Origin of the sequence: Nonomuraea sp. NPDC052116, from assembly GCF_040680035.1 — a bacterium.
GTDB classification, from domain to species: Bacteria; Actinomycetota; Actinomycetes; order Streptosporangiales; family Streptosporangiaceae; genus Nonomuraea; species Nonomuraea angiospora_A.
Genome location: NZ_JBFAWA010000001.1, coordinates 407976 through 419794, shown reverse-complemented (window position 1 = coordinate 419794; position 11819 = coordinate 407976). Strand labels below are relative to the sequence as shown.

12 protein-coding genes are annotated in these 11819 nt (G+C 70.4%); 8 read left to right on the top strand and 4 right to left on the bottom strand.

The window, feature by feature from the left end; translation table 11 throughout:
• The first annotated feature begins 132 nt into the window (after nucleotides 1-132).
• The 3 genes from AB0L65_RS01890 (at nucleotide 133) to AB0L65_RS01880 (ending at nucleotide 2099) form a co-directional block, all read left to right on the top strand.
• The gene (locus tag AB0L65_RS01890; RefSeq protein WP_364239449.1) at nucleotides 133-1140 is read left to right on the top strand and encodes a leucine-rich repeat domain-containing protein; all 1008 of its coding nucleotides are present in this window, start codon (nucleotides 133-135) and stop codon (nucleotides 1138-1140) included.
• Nucleotides 1141-1206: 66 nt separating this feature from the next.
• Nucleotides 1207-1629, top strand: coding sequence for a hypothetical protein (locus AB0L65_RS01885; RefSeq protein WP_350722606.1), 423 nt, complete (start codon nucleotides 1207-1209; stop codon nucleotides 1627-1629).
• Between the two features lie 50 nt (nucleotides 1630-1679).
• Nucleotides 1680-2099, top strand: a complete 420-nt coding sequence (locus AB0L65_RS01880; RefSeq protein WP_350722604.1) for a hypothetical protein — start codon at nucleotides 1680-1682, stop codon at nucleotides 2097-2099.
• Here the strand turns inward: AB0L65_RS01880 and AB0L65_RS01875 are convergent.
• The 3 genes from AB0L65_RS01875 to AB0L65_RS01865 all read right to left on the bottom strand — a co-directional run bounded on the left by AB0L65_RS01875 (nucleotide 2096) and on the right by AB0L65_RS01865 (nucleotide 6281).
• Nucleotides 2096-4405 (bottom strand): PQQ-dependent sugar dehydrogenase, encoded by a 2310-nt coding sequence (locus AB0L65_RS01875; RefSeq protein ID WP_364239447.1) that lies wholly within the window; start codon nucleotides 4403-4405, stop codon nucleotides 2096-2098. The genes AB0L65_RS01880 and AB0L65_RS01875 overlap by 4 nt on opposite strands.
• A 28-nt stretch (nucleotides 4406-4433) precedes the next feature.
• Nucleotides 4434-5144, bottom strand: coding sequence for a hypothetical protein (locus AB0L65_RS01870; protein WP_364239445.1), 711 nt, complete (start codon nucleotides 5142-5144; stop codon nucleotides 4434-4436).
• Nucleotides 5145-5249: 105 nt separating this feature from the next.
• The gene (locus AB0L65_RS01865; RefSeq protein WP_364239443.1) at nucleotides 5250-6281 is read right to left on the bottom strand and encodes a LacI family DNA-binding transcriptional regulator; all 1032 of its coding nucleotides are present in this window, start codon (nucleotides 6279-6281) and stop codon (nucleotides 5250-5252) included.
• Nucleotides 6282-6385: 104 nt separating this feature from the next.
• On the opposite strand from AB0L65_RS01865, the gene AB0L65_RS01860 reads away from it, so the two are divergent.
• From AB0L65_RS01860 to AB0L65_RS01840, 5 genes are read left to right on the top strand one after another with little or no spacing between them, the layout of a single operon-like run.
• Nucleotides 6386-7615, top strand: coding sequence for an amino acid ABC transporter substrate-binding protein (locus AB0L65_RS01860; RefSeq protein WP_350722598.1), 1230 nt, complete (start codon nucleotides 6386-6388; stop codon nucleotides 7613-7615).
• A complete protein-coding gene (locus tag AB0L65_RS01855) occupies nucleotides 7609-8490 on the top strand; it encodes a branched-chain amino acid ABC transporter permease (protein ID WP_364239441.1) in 882 nt (293 codons plus the stop codon). The genes AB0L65_RS01860 and AB0L65_RS01855 overlap by 7 nt, the downstream gene beginning before the upstream one ends.
• The gene (locus tag AB0L65_RS01850) at nucleotides 8474-9463 is read left to right on the top strand and encodes a branched-chain amino acid ABC transporter permease (RefSeq protein WP_364239439.1); all 990 of its coding nucleotides are present in this window, start codon (nucleotides 8474-8476) and stop codon (nucleotides 9461-9463) included. The genes AB0L65_RS01855 and AB0L65_RS01850 overlap by 17 nt, the downstream gene beginning before the upstream one ends.
• A complete protein-coding gene (locus tag AB0L65_RS01845) occupies nucleotides 9460-10191 on the top strand; it encodes an ABC transporter ATP-binding protein (RefSeq protein ID WP_364239437.1) in 732 nt (243 codons plus the stop codon). The genes AB0L65_RS01850 and AB0L65_RS01845 overlap by 4 nt, the downstream gene beginning before the upstream one ends.
• Nucleotides 10184-10915: an ABC transporter ATP-binding protein gene (locus tag AB0L65_RS01840; protein WP_364239435.1), complete on the top strand. Its 732-nt coding sequence runs from the start codon at nucleotides 10184-10186 to the stop codon at nucleotides 10913-10915. Before AB0L65_RS01845 ends, AB0L65_RS01840 begins: the two co-directional genes overlap by 8 nt.
• Here AB0L65_RS01840 and cydB read toward each other — a convergent pair.
• Complete coding sequence (gene cydB / locus AB0L65_RS01835) at nucleotides 10912-11808, bottom strand: cytochrome d ubiquinol oxidase subunit II (RefSeq protein ID WP_364239433.1); 897 nt, start codon at nucleotides 11806-11808, stop codon at nucleotides 10912-10914. The two genes, AB0L65_RS01840 and cydB, sit on opposite strands and share 4 nt — an antisense overlap.
• Between the last annotated feature and the right edge of the window lie 11 nt (nucleotides 11809-11819).

Below are 11819 nucleotides of genomic sequence, written 5' to 3'. Positions count from 1 at the left end.
ACCCGCAGACCGATGACCTGCGACCGATGGCCCGCCGACCGATGGCCCGCTGCACGATGGCCCGCTGCACGATGATCCGCGCCGACCGATGACCCGCCGCACAGCGACCCGCGCCGTGGGATGATCGGCGCCATGCGTGCGCCCGCTTCCGGTCTGACCGAATTCCCCGCCGTTCCCGCCGACGTCCGCCTGATCGACCTGGCCTGGAACGACCTCGCCGAGGTGCCCGCCTGGGTGGCCGGGCTCACCGCGCTGGAGGAGCTCAGGCTCGACGGCAACCGGCTGCGCTCGCTGCCCGACCTGTCGGGGCTCACCGCGCTGCGCGCGCTGCACCTGGACGGCAACGAGCTGACGTCCTTCCCCGGCTGCCCGCCGCGCCTGGAGGTGCTCTTCCTGTACGGCAACCGCGTCGGCGCGATCCCCGACCGGCTGAGCCCCGCCCTGCGGCACCTCGCGGCGGGCGGCAACGGGCTGACCGATGTGCCCGGCTCGCTCTGGAAGCTGACCGGCCTCGAATCCCTCAACCTCGCCGAGAACGCGCTCACCGAGGTCCCGGCCGCGATCGGCGGGCTGACCCGGCTGCGCATGCTGGACCTCGGGCACAACCGGCTCGACTCCGTCCCGCCCGAGCTGGGCGACCTGGACCTGACCGACTACCTCTACCTGAGCGACAACCGGTTCACCGAGGTGCCGGAGGCGATCGGGCGGCTGGACCGGCTCGCCTACCTCAACCTCACCGACAACCGGCTCATCCGGCTGCCCGAGTCGCTGGGGCGGATGGCCGCGCTGGTGGAGCTGCGCCTCTACAACAACCGGCTGGAGTCCCTGCCCGAGGCCATCGGCGGCCTGGCCGGGCTGCGGGAGCTGCACGCGCAGGGCAACCGGCTGACCCGGCTGCCCGCCTCCATCGCCGAGCTGGGCGAGCTGCGCGTGCTCGACCTGCGCAACAACCACCTCCGCGAGCTCCCGGACCGCCTGCCGCCCGGGCTCAGGCACCTCGACCTGCGCAACAACCGGCTGCGTGAGCTGCCCGCGAGCCTGCCCCCGCTGGAGAAGCTCGACCTGCGGTGGAACAAGCTCGACGGCGAGCCTGAGGTGCTGCGACGGCTCAGCGATCAGGGCTGCGTCATCCTGCGCTGATGGAATCGCTCAGGTTTGGGCTGATTCGGGGTGAACCGGGGTGATCGAGGGTGCGTACCTCCGCACATGACGACATTTCCACGTCTGGCCGCTTTCGCGCTGCTGGCCGGACTGGTCGCCGGATGCTCCTCAGGGGGCTGGGGCGACTACGTCGCAGCGGGCGAAACGCAGAAACCAGCCGCAATCCTCACCGTCGAGCAACTCTCCGCCAAGGTCGGCTGCAAGCCGAAGATGCAGGTGGAGGCCTCCGACCTCCGCACCGGCTACTGCAAGACCAAGGCGGGTCAGTTCTTCGTCAACACGTTCGCCAGCGAGAAGCTCAAGGACGAGTGGATGGACCGGGCGCCGGAGTACAACCCGCACCTGGTCGGCCCGCAGTGGACCGTCCTGGGCCCGCTCCCGGTGCTGGAGCAGCTCAAGGAGCCGCTCAGCGGCGATCTGCACCTGATGGACCACAGGGTCTCCCAGACGCCTGCGCCACCGAAGTAACCAATCGGTATGAGGTGAACCGGGGCTGGTGGGCCCGCGTACCTTCGCACATGACGACACTTCCACGTCTGGCCGCTTTCGCGCTGCTGGCCGGACTGGTCGCCGGATGCTCCTCAGGGAGCGGAGGCGGCTATGTCGCAGCAGCCGGAAAGCAGGGCCACGCCGCCCCCCTCACCGTCGAGCAGCTCTCGGCCAAGGTCGGCTGCAAGCCGAAGATGCAGGTCAACGCCGCCGAGATCCGCACCGGCTACTGCAAGACCCCCGATGGCGAGTTCTTCGTCACGACGTTCAAGACGCAGGCGGGCAAGGACGCCTGGATGGACGCCGCCCCCGAGTACAACCCCCACCTGGTCGGCAACCTCTGGACCGTGCTGTCCAGTCGCAAGGTGCTCGACCTGCTGAAGGAGCGGCTCGGCGGCGACCTCCACCTCACCGATCACCGTACGAAGCAGATGAAGACCATCGGCTAGCGGAGCTTCAGCAGCTCGTACTGGGCCCACACCTCGGCCGGGGCCGCGACGCGGTCCAGGAACATCAGGCCGTCCATCCGGCAGTCGCAGGGGTTCTGCTCCCTGGTGTTCTGCGGATAGCTACCGCCGATCTTGATGCCTCTCGGGTCCGTCGCCGAGGTGACGTCCGGCTCGGGGTCCCCTTCGACGCCCCACGGGTCGCCGGTGACCGAGTAGAACCCGTCGAGCGGGCGGCCGTTCCTGTAGAGCTTCATCGTCCCCTTGTCGAAGTCGAACGTCGCGGCCAGGAACACCCACTGGTCCCGAGGCAGCACCTCCCGCCAGGGCTTGTTCGCGGCGAACGTCTGGGAGGCGCTGCCGTCCACCCGGCGGGCGAGTGCCACGACCCTCATCTCGCCGTTCACCGTGATGAGCTCGAGCAGGGCCCGGACGTCGTGCCCCTGGGAGTTGCCGCTGAGCACCCCGGCCAGGCCGATCGCGTTGAAGAAGTCGGCCGGGTCCTCGGTGTTGGAGTTGGGCGCCGGGCCGTCGCCCAGCATCTTGAACCAGCCCATGACGGTCGCGCCCTTGACGCCGTTGAACGCGCGCAGCGTCGGCACGCCGTCCGCGCCGTAGACGCCGGCCTTCCAGTCGTCGTTGCCGGTCGTGGCCGGATCGACCTGGCGGGTCTGCAGCGCGTACGTGCTGCCCCGGTAGGCCTGGTCGGCCACGCGCATGGCGGCGCCGCCGTTGACCAGCGTGATGTTCGTGCCGGACAGGCCCTGGTCCTGCTCCTGGGCCGGGTCGGCGGGCAGCGGGTGCTCGAAGTCGTACGCGGCCACCACGTGGTCACGCAGGGTCGGCAGCACGTTCGGCGGGGTCCAGCCGGCCTTGGTGATCTTCCAGATCTTCCCGTTCGCCTTGGACAGCACGTAGAGCTCGCCCGCGCCGTCCCGGCCGAAGCGCAGGTCCACGCGGGTGCTCCCGGCCAGGTCCTGCATGGTCAGCTGCCTGCCGGACGCGTCCACCAGCCGCGGCTTGTGGATCGTGGCCCGGCGGCCGGTGCGCTCGTCCATCTCGGAGGCGACGGTGAAGAAGACCTGGCCGTCCACGATGTCGCCGAACAGGTACTTGCCGTACAGCGGCGGCAGCTTCTGCCCGCGGTAGACGAACCCGCCGGTGACGGCGTGGCCGCTGTCGGAGGTGCAGGAGTGTCCGGGCGGCGGGTCGTGGTCGTAGGCGGCCACCGGGTAGGTGTAGCCGTACTGCGCGTCGTCGTCCGGCAGCGTGTAGAGGTGGCAGCGGTCGGACTTGTTGAACACGAACGAGCCCTCGCGCTCGCTCCAGCCCAGGTTGTCGCCGGCGCCGACGTCGTAGATGGCCTCGATGGCGTGCTCGCCGATGTGGCCGAGGAACAGCCGGTTGCCGGCCTGCGGGTCCCAGCTGAAGCGGTGCGGGTCGCGCATCCCGTACGCGTAGATCTCGCCGAGCTTGCCGGCCTGGCCGGCGAACGGGTTGGCGGCGGGGATGCCGTACCTGCCGTTGGCGCCGTTCGTGCCGGCCGGGTCGATCCTGAGGATCTTGCCCTGCGGGATGGCCAGGTTCTGCGGGTCGTCGCTGGACACGCCGCGGGCGCCGTCACCGGCGGCGACGTACAGCAGGCCGTAGTCCTTGTCGCCCTTGCGGGCCGTCGGGTTGAAGTCGATCTGCTGGATGCCGTGGATCTGGCCGCTGAAGCCGAGCCGCAGCACCTCCCTGCGGGTGCCGGAGAAGACGTTCGCCTTCGGGTCGGTGGCCGTCCACTCGGTGATGACGCCGTGGAATTTGGTGCTGGGCTGCGGCGTCAGGTCGGGGGTCTTCGTGGTCAGCGCGTTGCCCCACTCGGTGTGCACGGTGTAGAACTTGCCGTTCCTGGCGAACTCGGGGTGGAAGGCGGCGAAGCCGAACCCGCTGCCCAGGCCGCGCCCGGAGACGAAGTCGGGCGCGAAAGTGGCGCCGACGTCCAGGTATTCGCGCGGCTGGCCCTTGTCGAGGAAGTAGAGCTTGCCGTTGAGGTCGTTGACGAACAGGCGGCGCGAGCCGTCGGGGAGCTCGCCCAGGTAGTTGATCCTGGCCGTGCGGACCAGGCGCGGGTCGGTCGGCTCGGGAGTCGTCTCCGTCTTCGGGAACGAGGCGAACTCCTCCAGCGTCAGCGTCAGCCCCGAGGCGGTCGGCTTCTCGGGGATGGGGTCGTCGACGGGGGTCGGGTCGGCCTGCGCGGCTGCCGGCGGCGCGCATAACGCGGTCACCAGCACCGCGGCGATCAGGCACCGGAGGGTTTTCGGCATACCTGCTCACCACCAGGGGAGTCGAGGGCTATTGATCGGCGCTGTCGCAGGCAGGGGTGCCCTTGACGGTCATGTCGCGCATCCTGCCGATGTTGTCGAAAGAGCCGAAGCCGACCCGGCCCGACGCGAACGTGCGGTCGGTGGCCGTGATCAGCGGCGTCGTGGCGCCGTCCATGTAGACCGCGATGCGGCCGGTCTCGACGCAGTGGGTGACGCGGACGCGGTGCCACGCCGTGTCGGTGACCGCGGGCGGCGCGCCCACCTGGCCGTTCCACTGGTCGTCGATGCGCAGACGGTCCGCGTTGTTGACGACGAAGATCCCGTTGTGCGGGTAGATGGTGTTGTCCTGCGAGAGGTGGACGTAGTAGAACTCCGTGTCCGACCGGTAGCCGAACACGATGATCACGTCGCGGTTGCTGACGCTGGTCGGGGTGTCCAGGCGGACCTGCGCGTCGATCCGCACCGAGCCGAACTCGGGGCCCGTCTTCAGCACCGCGTACTCGAAGGGCCGGCGCGGGCCCGGGCGCGCGACGCCGGCCTCGGCGAGGATCACCTGGTCGCCGGGGAACTGCCACTTGGCGGGTGTCACCGGCGCCCAGTTGCGCCCGTCGTTGACCTGCTTCACCTTGGCATGGCCGGGGCCGCACTCCGGTGCCACCGTGGCGGTGGCGGCCTGCGCGGGGATCGGTACGGCCAGTGCGAGCACGGCCGTCAGGAGGAGGGTGCGAAAGGCTGACATCCAGGATCCTCTCGCCGGATGGCTCAACGTAAGCGCTTCCGAAAGCGCTTCCGTAAAGAAACTAACCCGGAAGATCCGGCTGTCAAGAGGGTCGGTGGACCGGTGTCAAGGCGGCGGTGGGGCCGTGGAGGCGCGTACGACCAGCTCGTGCGCGGTGCGGCGGCGGCGCGGGCGCGAGGCGGGCGGCTTGAGAACGAGCTCAAGCGCTTGCTTGCCCATCTCGACCATGGGCAGCCTGATCGTGGTGAGCGCCGGATAGACGTCGCGCGCCACCGGCACGTCGTCGAACCCGGCCACCGAGATCTCCCCGGGCACCCTGCGCCCGTTGTTGAGCAGCCACGACAGCGCGCCCACCGCCATCGGGTCGTTGAGCGCGACCACCGCCGTCAGGTCGGGGTGGGCCCGCATCAGCCGGGCCGTGGCGGCCGCGCCGCCCTCCCTGGTGAAGTCGCCGTGCACGACGGGGAACGAGCGCCAGTCGAGCCCGGCCGCGGCCAGCGCCGCCCGCAGCCCGGCCAGCCGGTCTTCCACCGTGGTCAGGTTGGCCGGGCCGCCGAGCACGCCGAGGCGGCGGTGGCCCAGGTCGAGCAGGTGGTGCATGAGCGTGGAGCCGCCGGCCGCGTTGTCGGGCAGCACGGCGTCCACCGGCAGGTGGTGGCGGCCGATGACGGCCACCCGGCCGCCCGCCGCCGTGAACGAGCGCACCTCGGTGGCGATGTCGGCCTCGGTCGCCGCATCGACGTAGCCGGATCCGGCCAGCACGATCGAGGTCACGCGGTGCGCGCGCAACGCCCGGACCCGGGCCAGCTCGGCACGGGGGTCGCGCTCGGTCTGGCTGATGAGCGCCATGTAGCCGCGGCTCTCGGTCTCGCGCAGCACGCCCCTGGCGATCTCGCCGAAGTAGGGGTCGCCGACGTCGTGCACGATCAGCCCGACCATGGACGCCTGCCCGCCGGCCAGGGCCCGCGCGTGGCTGTTGGGCACGTAGCCGACCTGGGACGCGACCGCCTGGACGTGGGCGGCGACCTCGGCGCTCACGCCGCTGCTGCCCGTCAGGGCCCGGGAGGCCGTGGCCAGCGAGACCCCCGCGGCCTTGGCCACGTCGACGAGGCGGGGTGGATGGGATCGCTCGGTCATGCGCTGAGAACCCCCCTTGTCCGGGGCTGAATCTCGTGTAATCGTAACCGAAAGCGCTTACGTAAGCGCTTTCGTGGCGCCTCTTCTGACGGGGGATTTCCTCGATGGCAAGAGTTCTCAAGAGCCTGACGATCACTTCGATGTGCGCTTTGGCCCTGACCGCCTGCGCCAAGACCGACGAGCCGGGGACGGCTCAGCCGGCGGGACAGCAGCAGGGTCCGGTCAAGATCGGCATCTCCCTTCCGCTCACGGGCGACTTCGCCGAGCCCGGCAACGGCATCAAGGACGGTTACCAGGTCTGGGCCGACCGGGTGAACGCCAAGGGCGGCCTGCTGGGCAGGAAGGTCGAGCTGATCTTCCGCGACGACGCCTCCGACCCCAACCGGGTCAGCTCCGACTACGAGTCGCTCATCACGCAGGACAAGGTCAACCTGGTCTTCGGACCGTTCTCGTCGCGGCTGGTGATCCCCGCGGCGAAGGTCGCGGAGTCGTACAACATGCTGTTCGTGGAGCCGGCCGGGGCCGCCAAGGAGGTCTTCGAGCAGGGCTTCAAGCGGCTGTTCTACGCGGCGCCGGCGATCGCGAGCGACCACTACAACTACCTGGCCGACTACATCATCAAGCTGCCGGCCGACAAGCGGCCGAAGACGGCGGCGTACGCGAGCCTGGACGACCCGTTCGCGCAGGGCACCGCGTACGGGCTGCGGGACAAGCTGGCCGCGGCCGGGATCAAGACGGTCGTGGACGAGGTCTACCCGCCCGAGACCACCGACTTCTCGCCCATCGCCGCCAAGATCGCCGCGGCCAAGCCGGACATCGTGGTGGGCGGCACGCAGTTCGAGGACTCCGTGGGCCTGGTGCGGGCGCTGCAGGAGCTGAAGGTGCAGCCCAAGCTGGCGGCGTTCTCGACGGGTCCGACGGAGCCGGAGTTCCCCGCCGCGGTGAAGGGGGCGGCCGAGAGCATCATCTCGCCCGTCGGCTGGTCGGCCACGGCCACCTTCACCGGCAACCAGGAGATGATCAAACGCCACAAGGAGATGTTCAACGGCGAGGCGAACGAGGACACCGCCAACGGCTTCACCGTCGGCCAGGTCGTCGAGGCCGCCGTGAACGCCGCCAAGTGCGTCGACGCCACCAAGGAGTGCCAGGACAAGCTGGCCGACCACATCAGGCAGGGCACGTTCGACACGGTCGTGGGCAAGCTCTCCTTCGACGACCAGGGCAGGCCCGAACAGGCCCACATGATCCAGCAGTACGTCGGCGGAAAGGTCGAGATCGTGCTCCCCGAGCAGGCCAAGACGGCCGACCTCGTCTACCCGAAGAAACCATGGTGAGCCTGCTCCTGCAGGGGCTGGCCCTGGGCGTGCTGACCGGAGGCCTCTACGCGCTGCTGGCCTCCGGCCTGTCGCTGTACTTCGGGGTGATGCGGGTGGTCATGGTGGCCCACCCCGCGTTCCTGTTCCTGGCCGCCTATCTGACCTACACCGTGCACACGACGTTCGGCGTGGACCCGTTCCTGGCGCTGCCCGTCACCGTGCCGCTCTTCTTCGCGCTGGGCGTGGCGGTGCAGCGGCTGCTCGTCGCGCGGCTGGCGCCGGACAACCTGGCGATGATGTCGGTGCTGCTGACGTTCGGGATCGCGCTGGCGATCGAGGGGCTGCTCGGGACGATCTACACCGGGTCCTACAAGTCGGTCAGCATGGAGTACGCGACCAAGTCGCTGACGATCGGCGGCGTGCACCTCCCGTACGACAAGATCATCGCGTTCTTCGTCGCGGCGCTCACCCTCGCGGTGCTGTTCGCGGTGCTGGTGAGGAGCCGGTTCGGGCAGGCGCTGCGGGCCACCATCCAGCACCGGGAGGCGGCCCGGCTGGTCGGCGTCCAGACCGAGCGGGTCGCCGGGTACGGCTTCGGCGTCGGCCTCGCCACCGCGGCCGTCGGCGGCACCGTGCTCGCGCTCATCACGCCGTTCTTCCCCGCCTCGCACTGGGTGTGGATCGGCAAGCTCATGGCCATCATCGTGGTCGGAGGGCTGGGGAGCGTGATCGGCGCGGCGCTGGCGGCCGTCCTGCTCGGCGTGGTCGAGGGCCTCGTGCTGGTGACCGTGGACGCCACCTGGGCCACGATGATGTTCTACGTCTTCCTCTTCCTGACGCTGCTCGCGCGCCCCCAGGGGTTCTTCGGAGGCCGGCTTGCGCATCGCTTCTAGAGGGATCCCGCTGCTGGTCGCCTGCCTGGCGCTGGCCTATCCGTGGCTGGTCCCCAACTACTACCTCGTGTACGCGGGCGCGCTGACCGTCATGTACGCGGCCATGTCCACGTCCTGGAACCTGCTGGGCGGTTTCACCGGATACGTCTCCCTCGGCCACTCGGCGTTCTTCGGCCTCGGCGCGTACGGGACCGGCCTGCTGATCGTGCGCCTGGGCGTGCCGTGGGTCGCGGCCCTGCTGGTGTCGGCCGTCGCCGTGACGGCGTTCGCCGTGTTCGTCGGCGTCGCGGCCGTGCGGGTGCGCGGCGCGTCGTTCGTGATCGTGTCGATCGCGCTCGTGTCGATGATGAACCTCGTCGTGCAGGGCTGGCGCTCGCTCACCGGCGGCTCCACCGGCCTGCAGGTCCCCTCTCCCTTCCCCGACCTGCACCGGGGGCAGACGCACATCGTGTTCTTCTACCTGTTCCTGGCGCTGCTCGGGCTCGCGCTGCTGTCCTGGTGGTACGTCTCGCGCTCCCGGTTCGGCGCCGGCCTGCGGGCGATCAGGGAGGACGAGGACAAGGCCGAGTCCCTGGGGGTGCCGACGGGGGCGTACAAGGTGACGGCCTTCGCCCTGTCGGCCCTGTTCGTGTCGCTCGCCGGAGGGCTCTACGCGGTCTGGTTCGGCAGCCTCGACCCGATCTTCGTCTTCTCCATCCTCATCGGGTCGTACATGGTGCTGATGAGCCTGCTCGGCGGGGTCAGGCACCTGTTCGGGCCGCTGCTCGGGGCGCTCATCGTGGCCCCGGCGGGCGAGTACTTCCTGATCGCGCTGGGCGAGACGCAGATCCACCTGACCGCGACGGGCCTGCTGCTCGTGCTGGTCGTGCTGTTCATGCCGGACGGCATCCTCGCCCGGCTCACCAGGAGGCGCGCCGGGCCCTCCATCCCGGACGAGACGGCCGAACAACGCCTCCAGGGGGCAGCCCGATGACCTCGTTGCGCACCGAGGGGCTGACCAAGTCGTTCGGCGGGGTGCTCGCCGTGGACGGCGCGAGCGTCGAGCTCCAGGAGGGGAGGATCAACGGCCTGATCGGACCCAACGGCTCCGGCAAGACCACGTTCTTCAACATCGTCACCGGCATGATCAAGCCGGACTCCGGCCGGGTGCTCTACCGCGACCGCGACATCACCCGCCACTCGCCGCACCGCATCGCGCACGCCGGCATCGGCCGCACCTTCCAGCTCTGCCGCGTCTTCCCGCGCCTGACCGTGCTGGAGAACATGCTGGTCGCCGTCCGCCGCACCCGCCTGCGCGAGCTGCTGGCCGGGCTGCGGGACCAGGGCGAGGTCGAGCGGGCCCGGCACTGGCTGCGGCGCATGGGCATCGAGCACCTGGAGGACGCCGAGGCCCGCGACCTGTCCTACGGCCAGCAGAAGCTGCTGGAGCTGGCCGCCGTCCTCATGGCCGAGCCCGAGCTGGTGCTGCTGGACGAGCCGGCGGGCGGGGTCAACCCGGCGCTGATCGACCGGATCGTCTCGCTCGTACGCGACCTCAACGCGGAGGGCCGTACGTTCCTCGTCGTCGAGCACAACATGGACATGGTGATGGGCATGTGCGACCACGTGATCGTCTTCGACCGGGGAGCGCCGATCGCGGCGGGCCCGCCCGCCGAGGTGCGGGACGACCCGCGCGTGCTGGAGGCGTACCTCGGTGTCTGAGACCATCCTGGCGCTGGAAGACGTCGAGGCAGGCTACGGCAGGGCGGCGCCGGTGCTGCGCGGCCTGACCGTCACCGTGCGCGCCGGCGAGGTGGTCTGCCTGGTGGGGCCGAACGGCGCGGGCAAGTCCACCGCGCTCAAGGTCGCCAGCGGGCTGCTCGCGCCCCGGTCGGGGCGGGTCCTGCTGGCCGGCCAGGACGTGACGGGCCTGTCGCCGCAGCGCCTGCTCGGGCGCGGGCTCGCCCACGTGCTGCAGGGGCACAGCGTGTTCCGCGAGATGACCGTGGCCGAGAACGTGCGGCTCGGCGGCTTCACCGTGCGCGACTCCGCGAAGCTCCAGGCCCGGATGGAGGCGGTCAAGGAGCTGTTCCCCGTGGTGGGCGAGCGGTGGGGGAGCATGGCCGGGCTGCTGTCGGGCGGACAGCAGAAGCAGGTGGAGTTCGCGCGGGCGCTCATGCTGGAGCCTTCCGTGGTGCTGCTGGACGAGCCGTCGATGGGGCTCGACCCGCGTAACACGCAGGTGGTCTTCGACCAGATCGACCTGATGCGCCGTACGGGTGTCGCCGTGCTGCTGGTGGAGCAGAACGCGCGCCGGGCGCTGGAGATGGCCGACGTCGGCTGCGTGCTCGACCTCGGCCGTGTCCACATCTCCGGCCCCGCCCGCGAGTTGGCCGCCGACCCCCGCCTCGGCCGCCTCTACCTCGGCGGCGCCCCTGTCACCTAGCCGTGCGTGAGGAGGGTGCCCTCCACCCGGACCCGCTTCCTGAACACCCAGTACGTCCACCCCTGGTAGACCAGCACGAACGGGAGCGTGATCAGGCCGATCCAGCTCAGCATCGTCAGCGTGTAGGGCCCGGAGGCCGCCTCCGCCAGCGTCAGGCCGGGGAACGGGCGCAGGCGCAGCTCCATGAAGACCGCCAGGGTCGACAGCACGATCGCCCCCGCCGTGGCCGCGAAGGCCCAGCCCTCGCGGCGGCGCCAGATCAGCGCCGTGGCCGCCGCCAGCGCCGCCATGGCGGCCAGCGCGGGGAACGTGCCCAGGCTCGACAGCGCGGCCACGGCCACCGGGACGGCCACGCCGCTGGCGGCCATCGCCACGACGCGGGCGCGGCGGCGTACCGGGCCGGTGGTCTTGAGCGCCAGGAAGACGGCGCCGTGCAGGGCGCACACCGCCAGCGTGAACGCGCCTCCCAGCAGGGCGGCCGGCACGCTGTCGAACACCAGGTCGGCGAAGACCGCCCCCCACAGGAACGCGGGGAGCGCGCTGCCCACCACGATGCCCAGGTCGCACCAGCGCGGGTCGTTCACCTTGCCGCGCCACTCCAGGCCGACGCCGCGCACGATCAGGCCGACCAGGACGAGCGTCACCGGCAGGTAGAACGAGCTGAACACCCCCGCGTACCAGGCGGGGAACGCGGCGAACATGGCGCCGACGGCGGTGATCAGCCACACCTCGTTGCCGTCCCACACCGGGCCGATGGTCTGCAGGCTCTGCCGTTGCTCGCCGGGATTGCGGCTGACCAGCGGGGCCAGCATGCCGACGCCGAAGTCGAAGCCCTCCAGCACGAAGTAGCCCGTCCAGAGGAAGGCGATGATGACGAACCACAACTCGATCATTGTCTGCTCCC

Bases quoted from the DNA above. Each gene is read 5' to 3' on its own strand.
- AB0L65_RS01890 (WP_364239449.1), top strand. From the start codon at position 133: ATGCGTGCGCCCGCTTCCGGTCTGACCGAATTCCCCGCCGTTCCCGCC.
- AB0L65_RS01885 (WP_350722606.1), top strand. From the start codon at position 1,207: ATGACGACATTTCCACGTCTGGCCGCTTTCGCGCTGCTGGCCGGACTG.
- AB0L65_RS01880 (WP_350722604.1), top strand. From the start codon at position 1,680: ATGACGACACTTCCACGTCTGGCCGCTTTCGCGCTGCTGGCCGGACTG.
- AB0L65_RS01875 (WP_364239447.1), bottom strand. From the start codon at position 4,405: ATGCCGAAAACCCTCCGGTGCCTGATCGCCGCGGTGCTGGTGACCGCG.
- AB0L65_RS01870 (WP_364239445.1), bottom strand. From the start codon at position 5,144: ATGTCAGCCTTTCGCACCCTCCTCCTGACGGCCGTGCTCGCACTGGCC.
- AB0L65_RS01865 (WP_364239443.1), bottom strand. From the start codon at position 6,281: ATGACCGAGCGATCCCATCCACCCCGCCTCGTCGACGTGGCCAAGGCC.
- AB0L65_RS01860 (WP_350722598.1), top strand. From the start codon at position 6,386: ATGGCAAGAGTTCTCAAGAGCCTGACGATCACTTCGATGTGCGCTTTG.
- AB0L65_RS01855 (WP_364239441.1), top strand. From the start codon at position 7,609: ATGGTGAGCCTGCTCCTGCAGGGGCTGGCCCTGGGCGTGCTGACCGGA.
- AB0L65_RS01845 (WP_364239437.1), top strand. From the start codon at position 9,460: ATGACCTCGTTGCGCACCGAGGGGCTGACCAAGTCGTTCGGCGGGGTG.
- cydB (WP_364239433.1), bottom strand. From the start codon at position 11,808: ATGATCGAGTTGTGGTTCGTCATCATCGCCTTCCTCTGGACGGGCTAC.